This window comes from Sphingomonas sp. LM7 (assembly GCF_002002925.1).
Taxonomy (GTDB): domain Bacteria; phylum Pseudomonadota; class Alphaproteobacteria; order Sphingomonadales; family Sphingomonadaceae; genus Sphingomonas.
The window spans coordinates 192,600-209,798 of record NZ_CP019511.1; the positions used below are offsets into that span (position 1 = coordinate 192,600).

Sequence of the window (17,199 nt, forward strand, 5' to 3'; positions counted from 1 at the left end):
AGTTGACGCCAGAAATGCGACGAGCAGCTTCCGCACGATTTCCCCCCTGTTTTGCGGGAGCTTAACCGCGGGATTCGATCATTGCATCAAAAGATCGTTGTCCGTGTGTCGACCACGCCGGCGTCCGTTCGCAGGCTTCAGCCGCGGCGCGCCATCACCTCCAGATAGGTGTCGAGCACTTTCTGGTTGATTGCATCCCATTGGTAGGCCTGCGCCTTGGCGTAGCCGGCGGCTCCCTGCGCCTTGTGAAGCGCGGGATCGGCGACGAGACGGGAGATCGCGTCGGCATAGGCTTCGCAGTCGCGAGGGGGGACAAGGAAGCCGTTTACGCCGTCCTCGATCAGATCGACGGCGCCGGTGGCGCGCGCCGCCACGACGGGCACGCCGCAGGCCATTGCCTCCAGCGTCACATTGCCGAAGGTCTCGGTGACCGACGGATTGAACAGCACGTCCATCGAGGCGACGGCACGGCCAAGATCGTCGCCGCGCTGGAAGCCCGCGAACGCCGCGTCGGGAACGCGCTCGGCGAACCAGTCGCGCGCGGGGCCGTCGCCGATCACCAGCACCCGGTGGCGGACGCCGCGCTCGCGCAGTGCGGCGCAAACGTCGGCGAAGATGTCGAGGCCCTTCTCAAGCACCAGCCGGCCGAGGAAGCCGAGAGCGAATTCATCATCGGCGATGCCGAGGCTGCGGCGCCATTCGAGATCGCGGCGCGCGGGGTTGAAGCGGGCATGGTCCACACCGCGCGACCAGATGCGGATCGGCTTGGTGACGCCCCATTCGCGCAGGAGCTCGGCGGTGGACTCGCCGGGCGTGACGACCTGATCGACGCGGTTGTAGAAGCGGGTCAGCCCCTTGATCATCAGCGGCGCGAGAAAGCCGATGCCGTAATAGGCGGGATAGGTCTCGAAGCGGGTGTGGAGCGAGGCGACGGTGGCGATGCCGTTGTCGCGCGCCCAGCTGACGGCGCGGTGGCCGAGCACTTCGGGTGCCGAGACATGGACGAGATTGGGCTTGAAGGTGGCGAGGTCTTCGCGCGTCGTGCGCGGCAGATGCCAGGCGAACTTGTATTCGGCACGCCCGCCCGGGACGGGAAGCGCGGGAACGCTGACCAGGTCGCCGGTGGGCGGGAAGGCAGGCGTATCGGTGGTCGGCGAATAGACCCGCAGCGTGACGCCCTGACGCAGCAAATGGCCGGCGAGCATGTTGAGCGCCTGGTTCGCGCCGTCGCGGACGTAATTGTAATTGCCGCTGAACATGGCGACGCGGAGGTTGAAAGGTTGCATGAGGCGGCGGGCTTAGCCGCGGCGCGAGCAGCGGGCAACTATGCGGCGCGCACTGCTCGTTCGGGCGCGGCGACATCGGGCGCCAATGCGGCAGCGAGCGCGGGGATGGCGACGGGCTTGGCAAGCAGCCGCGCGGCGCCGGTGGCCTGCAACGCGACTTCGGCGAAGTCGGCGGGGGCGAACAGGATCGTCGTGGTGGCGCCGGCGCGGGCGGCGGCGGCGGCAAGGGCTCGCAGCGCTTCCTGCGGATCGGGCGCCCGCGTGGCGGATTCGGCCTGGACGATGAGATGGTGGACGCCGCCTCGCGCAAGCCGCGCGTGCGCGGCAGCGAGGTCGGCAACGGCCTCGACCATCGCGGCAAGCGGCTTGAGGCCATGCACCGTGACGCTCTGTGCGAGGCGATTGGGCTCGACCAGCAACAGCGACGCGTCGGCGAGGCGGACACCGTTTGCCGGCCCGCGCGAAGGCGCGGCGGCTTCGCGAAGCGGCAGGCGGAAACGGAAGATCGTGCCGCGTCCCGGCGCGCTTTCGAGTGCGATCGATCCGTCCATAGCTGCGGCAAGGTTGCGCGCGACCGTGAGGCCGACGCCGACTCCGCCGAACCGCCGCGAAGTGCCGGCATCGACCTGATGGAATTTCTCGAACACCAGCGCGTGCTGATCCGCCGGAATGCCGATCCCGGTATCGGCAACGGCGATCTCGATCTTGTCGCCATCGGCCCGCACGGCGAGCGAGACGGTGCCCGCGGGCGTGAACTTGACGGCGTTGGATAGCAGATGCCCGATGACCTGCGCGATGCGGTGGGCGTCGCCTTCGATCACGCCCGGGCATGAAGCGAGGTCGCGCCCGAAGGCGAGCTGCTTCGTATCGGCTTCGACTTGCCAGTGATCGGCGAGCGTTCCCAGCAGCGCGCGCAAGTCGAACGGCGCGTTGGCGAGGCGGACCTTGCCGGTATCGAGCATCGCGATGTCGAGCACGTCCTCGACCAGGGTCTGCATCGCCTTGCCCGCATCCTGGAGGATCGCGAGGCGGCCGAGCGCGCGCTCGGGCAGGTCGGTATCGGCGAGCAGCACCTGGGTCATGCCGAGGATACCGTTCAGCGGGGTGCGGAATTCGTGGCTGGTGGTCGCGAGGAAATCGGATTTGGCCTTGAGCGCGCGGGCGAGCGCGAGGTTGGACGCTTCCAGATCCACATTGGCGGCGCGGACCTGATTGCGGCTGCGGCGGATCTGGACAAGGCCGAAGCCAAGCAGCCCGGCGCCTGCAATTACCACGAACAGGGCGCCTCCCAGCAGGAAGGACCGGGTGCGCGCAAGCTCGGCGCGGCGCTGCGCCTCGTCGGCACGCAGCTTGGCGATCTGAAGCGCCTTGTTGGATGAATCGAAGCGCGCCGCCATCAGCGCGTTGCCGGTGTCGGTGGCGAGCTGCGCGGCCTTGTCATCAATCCGCTTCAGCGCGGCGAGATGCGCGAGTGCGTCGTCAAGGCGGCCGACTTGCCGATAGGCTTCGGTTGCGACGCGATGCGCCTCGCCCAGCGCGGACGGGGTGGTCGCGACGTCCACGCCGGCGAATACGCGGTCGAGCAAAGCCGCGGCGCGGTGCGGATCGTGGCGCACGAGTGCCAGACGGGCGGAGACGACGAGTATCGAACGCTCGCTTACATGGCCGGCGCGCGCGACGGCGAAGGCTTCGGCCAGCATGCGGTCGGCGGCGGCGAGCTTGCCCTGCGCGATGTTGATACGCGCGACGTTGGTCATCACCGGCGCCATCACGGCTGGCGAATGCATCAGGCGCGCGATCTTCAGCGCCTCGCCATATTCGCGCGCCGCATCGTCATAGCGTTTTAGCGCATCATAGGTGTTGCCGACATTGTTGCGGATCGAGACCAGCAGATTGCGGTCCTTGTCGTGCAGCGCTTCGATCGCCTCGCGGAAATAGCGCAGCGCCGTCTGCTGGTCGCTGCCGTCCTGATAGAGCGTGGCGAGCATCAGCAGCGCGATCGTCTGGCTGCGCGCCTCGCCGAGGTCGCGGAAGAGGTTGTGCGCACGCTGGAACGCGGCGAGCGCGTCGCCCATCCGGTTCTGCTCCTTGGCGATGCCGCCACTGGTCATCCACAGATCGGCATGCAGTTTGGTATGCGGCCAGCGCTGGCCCACGGTGTCGAGCGCGGCTGCCGCGATCGGCATGGCCCGGGCATTCTCGTCGAGCCGCGACAGCGCTTCGGCGCGCAGCCAATCGGCAGTCGCACGACTAAGGTCGGCTGCATCGCCGCTACTGCCCGCGAGTAGTCGCCGGGCGCCGTCGGCATCGCGCAACGCGGCGCGCGGATTGACCATCATATCCTGCTTGGCCGCGGCGATCAGGGTGGCGGGTGTATCCGGGGCGCGCGCCAGCGCCGCGGGAGCGAGCATCAATCCCACGGCGAGCAGGACCATCCGGATCGCGCGCCAAACCATCTGCACATTATAGAGGGCGTGCAGGCCCAAGTGGGCGGTTCCCTTTCTGTTCCTTGCGCGCTAAACCACCTTCATGGCGAAGCCGAAGAAGCGATATGTGTGTCAGGCCTGTGGTTCGGTATCCTCGCAATGGGCGGGGCAATGCGCCGATTGCGGCGACTGGAACACGCTGATCGAGGATGGCGGCGGGGTGGTGACGCCCTTCCAGGCCAAGCATAATCTCCAGTCGGGCGGGCGGGCGATCCAGCTGGTCGGGCTCGATACCGACATCGCGCTGCCCGAGCGGATGGAGACCGGGATCGCCGAGCTCGATCGGGCGCTCGGCGGCGGTTTCGTCCATGCCTCGGCAACGCTGATCGGCGGCGATCCGGGGATCGGAAAATCGACCCTGCTGCTCCAGGCGGCCGCCAAGATCGCGCTGCGCGGACTGAGCGTGGCCTATGTCTCGGGCGAGGAAGCGGCGGACCAGGTGCGGCTGCGCGCGCGTCGGCTGGGGCTGGGCAATGCGCCGGTGCAGCTGGCCGCGGCGACATCGGTGCGCGACATATTGACGACGCTTGGCGAGGGGCCGGCGCCGGCGCTGCTGGTGATCGATTCGATCCAGACGATGCATTCGGACCTGATCGAAGGCGCGCCGGGGACGGTGAGCCAGGTGCGCGCGAGTTCGCAGGAACTGATCCGCTTCGCCAAGGAGCGCGGTACGGCGCTGGTGCTGGTCGGCCACGTGACCAAGGACGGCAGCATCGCGGGGCCGCGCGTGCTCGAGCACATGGTCGATACCGTGCTGGCGTTCGAGGGCGAGCGCAGCCATCAATATCGTATCCTGCGCGCAGTGAAGAACCGCTTCGGCGGGACCGACGAGATCGGCGTGTTCGCGATGCAGACCGAAGGGCTGAGTGAAGTCGGCAATCCTTCGTCGCTGTTCCTCACCCAGCGCGACGAGAGCGTGACCGGCACGATCGTGTTCCCGGCGCTGGAAGGGACACGGCCGGTGCTGGTCGAAGTGCAGGCGCTGACCGTGCGGCTGGCGAGCGGGGCGACGCCGCGGCGCGCGGTGGTCGGCTGGGATTCGGGGCGGCTGGCGATGGTGCTGGCGGTGCTGGAGGCGCGCTGCGGGCTCAGCTTCTCGTCGTGCGAAGTCTATCTCAATGTCTCGGGCGGCTATCGCGTGCAGGATCCCGCGGCCGATCTCGCGGTGGCGGCGGCGCTGGTCTCGGCGCTGGCCGAGCGGCCGCTGGCGGCGGATGCCGTGGCGTTCGGCGAGATCGCGCTGTCGGGCGAGGTGCGTCCAGTCGCGCATGGCGCGCTGCGCTGTCGCGAGGCGGCCAAGCTCGGGTTCGGGCGCGCTCTGGCGCCGGCGGCGCAGGCCGATACCGGCGGGCTGCAACTCGCCGGGTTCAAGAACCTTGCGGCGTTCGTGGACCATCTGCTCGGGCGGTGATCGACGCGATAATTGACGGCGGAAACGACGGGGTTAGATCGGCGGATGGCCAAAGCAGATCGACTTGAACGCCTCGACGCGCGGCGTGTGGAACTCGAAGCGGAATATACAGCCGCGCTGACCGATGCGTTGCGCGTCGCGGCCTCGGGCAAATGGGGCCTGTTCGATCACAATGGCGATCGGCAGATGCGTGCCGCGATCGCACCGGTGATCGAGACGCTTGGCGAGATCGGGGATGCGATCGACGACGCCAGGGAGCGGCTGGGCCTGCCGCCGTTCGAGCTGCAACAGCAATTCCTCGCCTCGCGCGGCAAGCCGAGCCCGCAGGCCGTGGGCGAGCCCAAGCAGGCGCAGGCGTGGCTCGATCGGATCGCTGCCGCGGACAAGGGCTGAGACGCGTCGCGCGCGCAGGGGCTGTCAATTCGGCGCCGGGCATCGCACTATGGCGGCATGAAGCAATCGACTGCGCTTTCGATCGCCACCGGCGTCGCCGCTGCCGCCTTGGGTGGCCTGTTCCTCTATTCGCGCGCCACTCGGCCGCCGGTGATCAATCCGGATGTGCCCGAGCCGGCCAAGCCGGTGGATCTCACTCGCTATCTCGGCAAATGGTATGAACTGGCGCGGCACGAGAACCGTTTCCAGAAGGGGCTCGACGCCGTCACCGCGGAATATACGCTGCGCGAAGACGGCAAGATCGGCGTCTTCAACAGCGGCTGCCAGGGCGGGCCGCAAGGCGAGCGCAGTGCCGTCGAAGGCCGCGCGATCGTCGTCGACGATGCGACCAACGCCAAGCTCAAGGTCTCGTTCTTCGGGCCGCTCTACACCGGGGACTATTGGGTGCTCGACCATGGTGACGACTATGACTGGTCGATCGTCGGCGAGCCGAGCGGGCGCTATCTCTGGCTGCTGAGCCGCGACGCGAAACCGGCGCCCGCGGTGGCCGAGGCGCTGCTCAGGCGCGTCGAGGCGTTGGGCTATGATCGCTGGGCGCTGCGGGTGACGCGGCAGGAGTGATCCCGCGGACTGACCTCATGGCATCCGATCGGGATTTGGTGCCTATCGCGGGGCTCGGCAGGCGATTATCAGGGCCGCGGGAGGGACGCGTTCCATGGCTTTGACTGGACTCGATATCGTCGTGCTGCTCGCGATCGGCGGGGCGGCGGTGCTGGGGTTCATCCGCGGGTTCGTGACCGAGGTGCTGGCGCTGGGCGCGTGGCTCGCAGTGGTGCTGGCGCTCAAGCTGTTCCATTCGCCGCTGGCCGAGGCGATGTCCGGCGCAGTCGGCACTGCGCAGGGCGGCGCGGTGCTGGCGTTCGCGATCCTCTCGGGCGTGACCTATTTCGGCGGACGACTGGTGGCGAACACGATCGGCTCGCGGATGCGCGACAGCTTCCTGGGCCCGATCGACCGCGCGCTGGGGTTCGGCTTCGGGGCATTGAAGGGGCTGGTGCTGGTGAGCATCGGCTTCCTGCTGCTGGTGCTGGTGTTCGACACGGTCGGCGGCGGCCCGACCGGGCGGCCCGACTGGATCACGCGTTCGACCACCTATCCGCTGCTCGACAAATCGAGTGCGACGGTGGCGGATTTCGTCGACCGGCGGCGCAAGGGCGAGCCGGTGTTCGGCGGCAATGAGAGCGAACCCGTGCGGAATGCGAGCGGGGCGCCTGCCAGGTAACGGCTGCTGCGCGTACGCGTGTGCGGATTTTGTCGGAAGGGGTCGCATCCTTGGCGTGGGTCCCTTAAGTCGGAGGCGAAATGAACGCGCCCCTGTACAATACGCAAATCCTGCGGCTCGCCGCCGAGATCCCCTTTCACGAGCGGCTCGTGGCGCCGATGGCGTCGGTCGAGAAGCGTTCGCCGGTGTGCGGGAGCCGTGTGACCGTGGATATCGACCTGGATGACGCGGGCCGCGTTTCGGCCGTGGGGATGCTGGTGCGGGCGTGCGCGCTCGGCCAGGCATCGGCATCGCTGATGGGCGCGCATGTGATCGGGCGCAGCGCGGACGAGATCGCCGCGGCGCGCGACGCGCTGGCCGCCTGGCTTGCGGGCGAGCGCCCGACGCCGCCCGACTGGCCGGGGCTGGAGATATTCGCGCCCGCCCTCGAGCATCGCGGGCGGCATGCCTCGATCCGGCTCGCGTTCGAAGCGGCGGCGGAAGCCGCGGCCGGGGCGGCGCGCTGATGGAGGGCCATGGCGACCTGTCGCTGCTGCGCGACGGCGTGATCCTGCTCGGCTTCGCATTGGTCTTCGTGCTGATCTTCCGCCGGCTCGGGCTGGGTGCGACGCTGGGCTATCTTGTCGCCGGGGCGATCGTCGGGCCGCAGGTGCTCGGGCTGGTCGGCGATGCCGAGGGCAAGATGGGCTTCGCCGAATTCGGCATCGCGCTGCTGCTGTTCCTGGTCGGGCTCGAATTGAGCCCCAGCCGGCTGTGGCGGATGCGGCACGACATTTTCGGCTTCGGCCTGCTGCAGGTCACGTTGTGCGGGCTCGCCATCGCGCTGATCGTTGGGATGACCACCAATGCGACCATCGCCGCGGCGCTCGCGCTCGGCCTGCCGCTGGCACTGTCGTCGACTGCGCAGGTGCTGCCGATGCTGCAGTCGCAGGGGCGGATGCGCACACCGATCGGCGAGCGGACCTTTTCGAACCTGCTGTTCCAGGACCTGTCGATCGTTCCGCTGATCACGATCATCGCGGCGCTGTCGCGCAATCCCGAGGACGCCGCGGGCCCGCCGGGCTGGCTGCTGGGGCTCTATACGGTGGTCGCGGTGGTCGGGCTGATCCTTGCCGGGCGCTTCCTGCTGCGGCCCCTTTTCAAGCTGATCGGCAATCTGGGCGAGCGCGAGATGTTCGTTTTCGCCGGGCTGTTCGCCGTGATCGCCAGCGCCGCGTTGATGGAGACGCTGGGGCTTTCGACTGCGCTGGGCGCGTTCATCGCCGGCGTGATGCTGGCCGACACGCCATATCGCCATGAGATTGAAGCCGATGTCGAGCCGTTCCGATCAATCCTGCTCGGGCTGTTCTTCCTCGCGGTCGGCATGGCGCTCGACTTGACGGCGATCGCCGAGCGGCCGCTGTTCGTGCTCGGCATGGCGCTGGCGCTGGTTGCGACCAAGGCGGCGATCATCACGCTGCTGGCCCGCATGTTCCGCATGGCGTGGCGGCAGGCGCTCGCAGTCGGGCTGTTGCTCAGCCAGGGCGGCGAATTCGGCTTCGTGCTGTTCGCCCAGGCGCAGAACGCCCAACTGATCCTGCCCGAGGCGGCGAGCCTGTTCGGCGCGATCGTCACGCTTTCGATGGCGACCACGCCGTTCCTGATGATGATCACCCAACGGCTGCGCGCCGAGCCCGCGTTGAGCGCCGACGGGCTCGACGGGCCGCGCCAGGACGGCGCCAATGCCGTCGTCGTCGGCTATGGCCGGTTCGGTCAGACCGTGGCGCAGATGCTGATCGGGCAGGGCGTGCCGGTGACGCTGATCGATACCGATGTCGAGATGATCCAGACCGCCGGCGATTTCGGGATGAAGGTCTATTATGGCGACGGCACGCGGCTGGACCTGCTGCGGCTGGCCGGTGCCGCCGATGCCGAGCTGCTGCTGTTCTGCCAGGATGGCGACGGCATGGACACAGAGCAGCTGGAGGCGATCCACCACGCCTTTCCCGACGCGACGATCTTCGTGCGCGCCTATGATCGCCGTTCGGTGATGCGGATGAAGGGGGCGCCGATCGCCGGCGCAGTGCGCGAGCTGCTGGAAAGCGCGATCGTGATGGCGCGCCGGGCGATGGGCGCGATCGGCGTCAACGAGCAGGAGATCGACAAGACCGAGGCCGAATATCGCCGCCGCGATTACGAGCGGCTCAAGGTCCAGAAGGAGACCGGCGACCTGCGCGCGGGGATCGACGGGATGTTCAGCCAGGCGGCGCAGGCCGCGGCGACCGAAGCGGATCTCGCAAACCGGTGAAGAACCGGCCTTTCCGCGACCGCATGGGCTTTGCGCTGGAAGGCATTCGCACCGGCTGGGCGCGCGAGGCGAGCTTTCGCACGCAGACCGCGCTGGCGGGGTGCGCGCTGCTGGCGCTGATCGTGCTGAGGCCAGCACCGGTCTGGTGGGGGCTCGTCGCAGTGACCTGTGCGCTGGTGCTCGCGCTCGAGCTGCTCAATTCGGCGATGGAGGCCGTGATCGACTTGCTCCACCCGGGCATTCATCCTGCGGTCAAGGTGGCGAAGGACATGCTGGCCGGTGCAGTGCTGGCGATCAGCATCGCCGCGGTCGTGGTGGCGGTGGCGATGGTGGTGGAGACCGGGCCGCGATTCCTGACGGAGATCGGATTGTGAGACTGGTGACGATCTTTGCCGCGCTGTCCGGTGCATTGGCAGTAGCGGCAGGCGCGTTCGGGGCGCATGGCGTGGACGGGCAGGCGGCGGAATGGCTGCGCACCGGCGGGCAGTATCAGCTGATCCATGCGGTGGCGGCGCTGGTCGCGGTGCGGATGGGCGCGAAGGGGCCGGCCTGGCTGTTCGTCGGCGGCGCGGCGGTGTTCGCCGGGACGCTGTACCTGATGGCGCTTGGCCTGCCGCGCTGGCTGGGTGCGGTCACCCCGATCGGGGGCGTAGGAATGATCCTCGGCTGGCTGTGGCTCGCGGTGGTGGCAGCGCGCAAGCAAGGTTGAGCGCTGACGGACTGTCCGCACAATAAAATTGTACGATTATTCGGATTATTTAGCGGCTCAGTGTCGCATTGGGGACTTTCGCACGTCTTAGGAACGGGTGCGCATCTTTGCGCGAGTATCCTGTGTGAGATCCGATGCCGCTCTATTATTTCGAAATCCATGACGGCGCGAACGACATCGCGCCGACCACCGAGGATCTTGCCGACCTGGATGCCGCGCGCGAGCGAGCAATGGGGTTGTTGGCCGATTTGCTGCGCTGGAGCCCGGCGAGCATCTGGGCGGGGAATGACGTGCGCGTCGAAGTGTTGAGCACAGACCGGCTGCTGCTGTTCCAGCTCTTCGCCTTCGCAAGCGTCAGCGCGGCGGGGCGGCAGCTGGGCGCCTAGGCACGCGCGGTGCACAGCCCGGTCAGGTCCAGCGCCGTGAGGGGCTGGGGGCGGCCGAGCAGATAGCCCTGGATGAGATCGACGCCGAGCGCACGGAGCATTGCCAGCTCGGCTTCGGTCTCGACACCTTCGGCGACGAGGTGCGCGGCGGTCTCGCGAGCGAAGGCGCCCAGCGCCGCGGCGAGCGCGCGGCGGCCGGGATCGTTCTGGATGTCGCGGATCAGGAAACGGTCGAGCTTGATCAGGTCGGGCCGCATCTGGAGGATCTGCTGGAGCCCGGCATAGCCCGCGCCCGCATCGTCGACCGCAAGGCGCAGGCCAAGCGCGCGCAGCGGCTTGAGCATTTCGAGCAGTGCCGCGATGTCGGTGATGGCATCATGCTCGGTGATCTCGAGGACGATACGGTGGATCGGATGGCCGGCGAACACATCGGCCAGCCGGCCGCTGAGCACCGTTGCAGGGCTGGCGTTGACGGAAAGATAGGCATCGTGCGGAAACGCGACGAGGCCGGGCAGCGCGCGGCGGATCGCCAGGATTTCCAGCTCGACGCCCAGGCCGGCCTGCGCGGCTTCGGCAAACCACATATCGGGCGCGCGGAGCGGCTCGGCGGTGAATCGGGCGAGCGCTTCATAGCCGGCGGGTGTGTTGCGGCTGAGGCTCCAGATCGGCTGGTAGACGATGTTGAGATCGTCCTGGGCGAGCACCTGCTCGATCCGGGCCTGACGTGCGCGCGCCTCGGCAGTGGCGACCATGTCGCGCTCGATCTCGAACACCGCGATCTCGGCGAACGCCTTCATCATGCCGAGGTCGCGGGCATTGAGGCTGGGATCGGCCTGAGGTCCAAGGCAGCAGAACATGCCATAGACATCGCCGTTCGACAGGCGCAGCGGCACGCTTACATGCGCGCCGATCGGCACCGCGGCGGTCATCGGCAGCGCCATGGCGATCGGCTCCGCGGCGGTGTCGGGGATCAACTCGGGCAGCCGGCCCGCCAGAATGTGACGGCAATAGACGTCATCGAGCGAATAGCAGTCGCCGGGCTTGGCAAGCGCCTCCAGCCCCGGCGCATCGACGACGCGGAAGATCGACTGGTTGCCGACGAATTCGGAGACATAGGCGACCTGGAGGCCGAGATGCTCGCGCACTGCCTGAAGCGCGCGGGCGACCACGCCATCCTCGACAACCGCGCAGCCCGCCGCGAACAGGTCGCGGAAGCTGGAAGGGCCCGCAATCCCGGACAGTTCGCCGCCTATCGTCATCGCTCGTCGCCCCCATGCCCAGGAGCATTTTAGAACGCGCGAGGTAAAGATAGTCTGATCGAGGTTGCGTTTGACTAGCCGCCGGCACCGACGATCTTGGCGACCTGCGCGGCGGTGACCGGGTGATAGGTCGGGCGCGCCTCCTCGAAGAAGCGTTTCGCGATCGGCTGGCCCCAGTCGCCTTGCTTCATCAGGCCCTCATAGACCGGGCGGATGAGCAGGCCGCGGCCGATGCTCGACACGAAGGCGCGGATCGAGGGGAGCGCGGGATCGTAGCGATTGGCGATAGCGAGTTCAGCCCAGGCCGAGCGGACATAGGCGTTGGTCGAGCCCGACAGGCCGAGCGTTTCGTCGAGCTCCTTGAGGCGCGCCGGGGTTTGCTGGCGCGGCAGGCCATTGAGGAAGCGGAGCCATTGCTGGGTGGCCCAGCCCTTGGGATCGACCGCCGAGACCGGCCCGCCAGCCTTGACCGCGGCGATCTGGGCATCGACCCGCGCGAGTGTGGCCGACGTGACGTGAACCGCGTTTTCGGGGAGGCCGGGCTGGTAGGTCCAGCGATCCAGCTGGAGCTTCGCTTCGAGCGCCTTGTCGCCCTTGATCAGATTCTTGCGGATATCGGCAAGGAAGCCCGCGCTGGTCTGCGGCTGGAAGGCGTGGCGATCGAAATAGGAGCGCAGATAGGCGTCGAACGCCGGGCGGCCGACGGCCTGCTCGATCGTGCGCAGGAAGGTCGAGCCCTTGAAATAGTCGAGCTGGCCCGCGGTGGCGCCGGGATCGCCGTGGAGCCGGGTGGTCGGCGCGGCCTGGCCGCCCGCATCGGTGATGTCGCTGTTCAGGCCATCCCAGTCGAGATCGGCGTACATCGCGGCGCGCTCGGCGCCGTACACCGCCTCCATGATGCGGTTCTCGAAATAGGTGGTGAAACCTTCGTTGAGCCAGTTGTCCGACCAGGTCGCATTGGTGACGAGGTTGCCCGACCAGCTATGCGCCAGCTCGTGCGCGACGACATCGGTGTTCGAGCGGTCGCCGGTGACGATCGTCGGGGTCAGGAAAGTGAGGGTCGGGTTCTCCATCCCCCCGAACGGGAAGCTGGGCGGCAATACGAGCATGTCGTAGCGGCCCCAGCGATAGGGCCCGTAGAGTGCCTGCGCGGCGTCGATCATCTTCTCGACATCGCCGACTTCATAGGCGGCGCCTTCGAGCATGCTGGGTTCGGTCCACACGCCCGAGCGCGGGCCGGTGGCCTTGAAGGCGAGGTCGCCGACCGCGAGCGCGATCAGATAGGGCGGCACCGGCTTGTCCATCGCGAAGCGGAAGCTGTGCATGCCGTTCGCGGCCGGAACGCCCTTGGCGCCGTCGCGCCGCTCGCCGCTCATCACGGCGACCAGATCGGCGGGAACGGTGATCTTCGCGTCCCAGGTCTGGCGGATGCCGGGGCTGTCCTGCGTGGGGATCCAGCTGCGGTTGTTGATCGGCTGGCCCTGGCTGAACAGATAGGGCTTGGCCTTGCCCGCGGTGAGCTGGGGCGCGAGCCATTGCAGCGCGCTGGCGCCCGGCTTGCTGGCGTAGGCGACGGTGATGCGCTTGGCGCCGTTCAGCTGGACGGTGAGCGCCGAGCCGAGTTCGGCATTGCGCGGGCCGACGGTGAAGGGGAGCTTCCGCCCGCGTTCGTCGGTGATCGCGGTGACGGCGATGTCATCGACGTCGAGGACGATCTCCCGGGCGCCCTTGGCGGCGAGCACGTCGAGCGTCGCCTTGCCGGCCATGGTCTTGGCGGCGAAATCGGCCGTGAGATCGAGGCTGACATGCGTCACGCGCGCGATTTCGGGGCGGGCATGGGTCCACACGTCCTTCGCCTCGGGCGTGGCCAGGATCGGGGCGGGCTTGGCCTGCTGCGCGGCAGCGGGGGCGGCGAGGGCCATCAGCGAAGCAGTGGCGAGGGCAGTGGTGAGGATGCGCATGACGCGCTGCTATGCCGAACGCGGCTGAACGGCAACTGAGTCGGGCTCCTACCCGAAACAGAGAGATTGGAATTTGATCCGGGCATGTCGAACGGCGGTTCCCCGGCGAAGGTCGGCGCGCAGGTTCTTCTAGCGCTGCTCGTCGAGGAACGCCTCGACATCCTTCAGGTCGACGGTCTTGTCGAGGAAGGTCTGGCCGATGCCGCGGGCGAGGAGGAAGGGCAGGGTGCCGGCAGCCATCTTCTTGTCGTGGAGCATGTGCCCGACCAGCGCGGCGCCAGATGCGGTGATGCCGGCGGCGGCGAGGCCGTCGGGGAGGCCGACTGCGCGGAGATGCGCGGCGACGCGCTCGGCATCCTGCGCGGTGCACAGGCCGCGGCGCGCCGAATAGGCGAAGGCCAGCGCCATGCCCGCGGCGACGCCTTCGCCGTGGAGCAGCTTGTCCGAGAAGCCCGTGTCGGCTTCGAGCGCGTGGCCGAAGGTATGGCCCAGATTGAGCAGCGCGCGCTTGCCGGTGGTCTCGCGCTCGTCCTCGCCGACGATGCGCGCCTTGGCGGCGACCGAATGGGCGATGGCATGTTCCCGCGCCTGCGCGTCGCCGGCGAGCAATGCGGCGGCGTTCGCTTCACACCATTCGAAAAAGGCGAAATCGTCGATCAGGCCGTATTTGACGACCTCGGCATAGCCGGCGCGGAGCTGGCGGGCGGGCAGCGTGTCGAGCACCTGCGGGTCGATCAGCACGACGCTGGGCTGGTGGAAGGCGCCGACGAGGTTCTTTCCAGCGCGACTGTTGATCGCGGTCTTGCCGCCGACCGAGCTGTCGACCTGCGCGAGCAGGGTGGTGGGAATCTGGACGAAGTTGCAGCCGCGCTTGAGGATCGACGCGGCGAAGCCGACGAGGTCGCCGATCACGCCGCCGCCAAGGGCAATGACATGGTCGCTGCGCTCGACGCCGAGATCGAGCAGGCGATCGGTGAGCGATTCGAGCTGGCCCCAGCTCTTGGTCGATTCGCCCGCGGGCAAGACGATCGCCTCGCTGGCCGCGCCGAGGCTCGCCTGGAGCGTCGCCAGATGATCGCGCAAATTCTCGTCGGTGACGATGACGAAGCGGCGGCCCTTGTCGAAGGGCGCGAGCGCTTCGCCGGCGCGGGCGAGCAGCCCGGCTTCGATGCGGACGTCGTAGCTGCGGTCGCCCAATGCGACGGGGACGGTGTTCAAGTGCGGATAGCCTTCAGGATTTCGTCGACGGTGGCGTCGTGCGGCGCCGCGATGCTCTGCACCCGGATCGGCGCGAGGGCATAGAAAGGATTTCTAATCGCCGCCAATTCGGTGAGGATGTCCTCGGGGTCGCGGCCGCGCAGCAAGGGGCGGGTGTCGCGCCGGCGAACGCGGTCGGCGAGCACTGCGGGCTCGGCATCGAGCCAGATCGCGATCGCCTGGTCGAGGATCAGCCCGCGCGTCTCTTCGTTGAGGAACGCGCCGCCACCGGTCGCGATTACCTTGGGCGTGCCGTCGATCAGCCGCGCGATGACGCGGCGCTCCCCGTCGCGAAAATAGGGTTCGCCGAACTTTTCGAAAATATCGGAGATGGTCATGCCCGCCGCCGCCTCGATCTCGTGATCGGCATCGACGAAGGGCAGCCGCATGCGCTGGGCGAGGCGGCGGCCCACAGTGGTCTTGCCGGCGCCCATCAACCCGATGAGCACGATCGGCTTGCCCTTCCAGGGCCAGTCATGGGCGTGCGCTTGCAACATCGTCGGGGGGCTATACAGCGAGGGCGGGTCTCGGGCAAAAGGCCCGCGCATTTCTCATTTACGGACCTTTCCATGTCCCGTTTTCTCGTCGTGATCATTGTCGTCGTCCTCGTGCTGATCGGGGGAATCGTGCTCCTCTCGACGCGCAGCACCGAGCAGGAACCGGTCCGCATGGAAAAGGTGGTCCCGCTTGATAACCTCACGAACTAAGCGTTCGCGGATCGGGTTCGCGGCGCTGCTGCTGGCCGGCGTGGGAATGCCCGCGCTGGGGCAGGACACGCCCGAATCGCTGCTGCCGCCCGGGTTCGACGATCCCGCGCCGACGCCCGCGCCGGCACCCGGGCCGTCCGCCGCGCCGACGCGCGCGGCCGAGCCACTTGCGCCGGTAGACGGCGTGGCGCTTCCCGCCGACGCGGCCCTCGGCAATGTGTCCGACGAGGTGCAGCAACAGGTCGCCGTGGACCTGTCGAGATACGAACTACCCGAATTCGCCAGGCATTCGCTCGACAAGGTCGGCGTGGTCGCATCGGGCAATGCGGCGTTCCCGGCCGATTCGTTCGGGGCTGCCGACGGGCGCTTCCTGCAGGTGCTGATGCGCCGGATGCGCGCGCCGATCGCGTCGCGCTGGGCGTCGATCGTGCTGCGGCGCGCACTGATGTCGCCGCTCGATACGCCGGCGGGCGTCAACGGCGCGGACTTCGCCGCCGAGCGCGCCTGGGCGCTGCTGCGGATGGGCGAAGCCAATGCCGCGCGGGCGGTGATCAACGACGTCGATACCGACAATTACACGACCTGGCTCTACCAGGTGGCGATGCAGACTGCGCTGGCGACCGGCGATCCCGCGGCGCTCTGCCCGATCGCCGACAAAGGCGCTGCGATAGTCACGCAACGCGGCTGGGCGCTGGCGCAGGCGATGTGCCTGGGCCTTGCCGGCAAGCCCAATGAGGCCGGGCAGCTGTTCGATCGGGCGCGTTCGGGGACGAGCCCGTCGGATATCGACAATCTGCTTGCCGAAAAGGTGATCGGCACGGGGGCGCAGGGGCGCCGTGCGGTAACCATCGAGTGGAACCCGGTGAGCCATCTGACGGCGTGGCGCTGGGGCCTTGCCACCGCGACCGGCGTGGAAGTGCCCGCCGACCTGTACCAGACCGCCGCGCCGCAGGTGCGCTATTGGCAGGCGCTGGCACCCAATATCGATCCGGCGGCGCGTGCCGCCGCGGCCGAGCTTGCCGCGACGGCGGGCGTGTTCTCCAACGCCGGGCTGGTCGATCTCTATTCGGAGATCGAGCAGAGCGGCGATTCGGGCCCCGGCCAGACAATCGCACGCGACCTGCGCACGGCCTATACCGACGGCAATGTCGGCAGCCGGGTCAAGGCGCTGCGTACCTTGTGGGATGGCGCAAGCACGCCGCGGACGCGCTATGCCCGGCTGATCCTGACCGCGCGTGCGGCATCGTGGATTCCGGCAAGCGACAAGGTCGAGGATGCCGACCGGCTGATCGCGTCGATGCTGTCGTCGGGCTATGAGGCGGCGGCGCTGGAATGGCGGCCGGTGGTCGCGCGCGGGAGCGAGGCATGGGCGCTGCTTGCGCTCGCCGATCCGGCGGGCGCCGGCGTTGCCGCCGGCGACGTCACCGGCTTTTCGGATAGCGGATCGCGGCGCAAGGCGCAGATGCTGCTCGCCGGGCTCGCGGGGCTCGGCCGGTTGAGCGCAGGCGAGGCACAGAGCGCCGCTGCGACGCTTGAAGTGCAGATCGGTGGCATCAATGCGTGGACCCAGGCGATCGATGCCGCGGGCGAGCGCGGCGACGCGGCGACGGTGGCGCTGCTCGCGGGCGTAGGCATGCAATCGGCCAATTGGGACTATGTCGCGCCCGAGGCGCTGTTCCATATCGTCGCGGCGATGCGCGCGGCGGGAATGGTCCATTATGCGCGGATGATCGCCGTCGAGGCGGTAACGCGGGCGGCTTGACCGGGTTTGCCGA

At 68.3% G+C, this 17,199-nt stretch carries 17 protein-coding genes; 11 read left to right on the top strand and 6 right to left on the bottom strand.

Features of this window, described 5'->3' with window-relative positions; translation table 11 throughout:
- Positions 1-137 precede the first annotated feature (137 nt).
- Both BXU08_RS00820 and BXU08_RS00825 read right to left on the bottom strand, forming a co-directional pair.
- Positions 138-1,286, bottom strand: coding sequence for a glycosyltransferase family 1 protein (locus BXU08_RS00820; protein WP_077507712.1), 1,149 nt, complete (start codon positions 1,284-1,286; stop codon positions 138-140).
- Positions 1,287-1,324: 38 nt separating this feature from the next.
- Positions 1,325-3,772, bottom strand: coding sequence for an ATP-binding protein (locus BXU08_RS00825; RefSeq protein WP_077507714.1), 2,448 nt, complete (start codon positions 3,770-3,772; stop codon positions 1,325-1,327).
- A gap of 43 nt (positions 3,773-3,815) precedes the next feature.
- On the opposite strand from BXU08_RS00825, the gene radA reads away from it, so the two are divergent.
- From radA to BXU08_RS00870, 9 genes are all read left to right on the top strand, one after another.
- The gene (gene radA / locus BXU08_RS00830; RefSeq protein WP_077507716.1) at positions 3,816-5,183 is read left to right on the top strand and encodes a DNA repair protein RadA; all 1,368 of its coding nucleotides are present in this window, start codon (positions 3,816-3,818) and stop codon (positions 5,181-5,183) included.
- Positions 5,184-5,228: 45 nt separating this feature from the next.
- Entirely contained in the window at positions 5,229-5,576 is a 348-nt protein-coding gene (locus BXU08_RS00835) for a hypothetical protein (RefSeq protein ID WP_077507718.1), read from the top strand.
- A gap of 57 nt (positions 5,577-5,633) precedes the next feature.
- Positions 5,634-6,197 carry a lipocalin family protein gene (locus BXU08_RS00840; protein ID WP_077507720.1) on the top strand — a complete coding sequence of 188 codons (564 nt, stop codon included), beginning with the start codon at positions 5,634-5,636 and terminating at the stop codon, positions 6,195-6,197.
- A gap of 94 nt (positions 6,198-6,291) precedes the next feature.
- On the top strand, positions 6,292-6,858 hold the full coding sequence (locus BXU08_RS00845; protein ID WP_077507722.1) for a CvpA family protein: 567 nt from the start codon (positions 6,292-6,294) through the stop codon (positions 6,856-6,858).
- A gap of 80 nt (positions 6,859-6,938) precedes the next feature.
- On the top strand, positions 6,939-7,364 hold the full coding sequence (locus tag BXU08_RS00850; RefSeq protein ID WP_077507724.1) for an iron-sulfur cluster assembly scaffold protein: 426 nt from the start codon (positions 6,939-6,941) through the stop codon (positions 7,362-7,364).
- Complete coding sequence (locus tag BXU08_RS00855; protein WP_077507727.1) at positions 7,364-9,145, top strand: cation:proton antiporter; 1,782 nt, start codon at positions 7,364-7,366, stop codon at positions 9,143-9,145. The genes BXU08_RS00850 and BXU08_RS00855 overlap by 1 nt, the downstream gene beginning before the upstream one ends.
- Entirely contained in the window at positions 9,142-9,519 is a 378-nt protein-coding gene (locus tag BXU08_RS00860; RefSeq protein ID WP_216352890.1) for a diacylglycerol kinase, read from the top strand. Before BXU08_RS00855 ends, BXU08_RS00860 begins: the two co-directional genes overlap by 4 nt.
- A gap of 2 nt (positions 9,520-9,521) precedes the next feature.
- On the top strand, positions 9,522-9,854 hold the full coding sequence (locus tag BXU08_RS00865) for a DUF423 domain-containing protein (RefSeq protein ID WP_376787783.1): 333 nt from the start codon (positions 9,522-9,524) through the stop codon (positions 9,852-9,854).
- A gap of 134 nt (positions 9,855-9,988) precedes the next feature.
- The gene (locus tag BXU08_RS00870; RefSeq protein ID WP_077507736.1) at positions 9,989-10,240 is read left to right on the top strand and encodes a DUF6894 family protein; all 252 of its coding nucleotides are present in this window, start codon (positions 9,989-9,991) and stop codon (positions 10,238-10,240) included.
- Here the strand turns inward: BXU08_RS00870 and BXU08_RS00875 are convergent.
- The 4 genes from BXU08_RS00875 to BXU08_RS00890 form a co-directional block, all read right to left on the bottom strand.
- Complete coding sequence (locus BXU08_RS00875) at positions 10,237-11,499, bottom strand: EAL domain-containing protein (protein WP_077507739.1); 1,263 nt, start codon at positions 11,497-11,499, stop codon at positions 10,237-10,239. The two genes, BXU08_RS00870 and BXU08_RS00875, sit on opposite strands and share 4 nt — an antisense overlap.
- A gap of 74 nt (positions 11,500-11,573) precedes the next feature.
- A complete protein-coding gene (locus BXU08_RS00880) occupies positions 11,574-13,460 on the bottom strand; it encodes a M1 family metallopeptidase (protein WP_077507742.1) in 1,887 nt (628 codons plus the stop codon).
- Positions 13,461-13,589: 129 nt separating this feature from the next.
- Positions 13,590-14,678 carry a 3-dehydroquinate synthase gene (aroB, locus tag BXU08_RS00885; protein ID WP_077507745.1) on the bottom strand — a complete coding sequence of 363 codons (1,089 nt, stop codon included), beginning with the start codon at positions 14,676-14,678 and terminating at the stop codon, positions 13,590-13,592.
- Positions 14,675-15,214 (bottom strand): shikimate kinase, encoded by a 540-nt coding sequence (locus tag BXU08_RS00890; protein WP_077507748.1) that lies wholly within the window; start codon positions 15,212-15,214, stop codon positions 14,675-14,677. The genes aroB and BXU08_RS00890 overlap by 4 nt, the downstream gene beginning before the upstream one ends.
- Before the next feature lie 72 nt (positions 15,215-15,286).
- Here BXU08_RS00890 and BXU08_RS19680 point away from each other — a divergent pair, with 72 nt between their 5' ends.
- Positions 15,287-15,424: a hypothetical protein gene (locus BXU08_RS19680; protein ID WP_171982370.1), complete on the top strand. Its 138-nt coding sequence runs from the start codon at positions 15,287-15,289 to the stop codon at positions 15,422-15,424.
- Positions 15,405-17,186 carry a hypothetical protein gene (locus BXU08_RS00895; protein WP_253190462.1) on the top strand — a complete coding sequence of 594 codons (1,782 nt, stop codon included), beginning with the start codon at positions 15,405-15,407 and terminating at the stop codon, positions 17,184-17,186. Before BXU08_RS19680 ends, BXU08_RS00895 begins: the two co-directional genes overlap by 20 nt.
- The last annotated feature ends 13 nt before the right edge of the window (positions 17,187-17,199 follow it).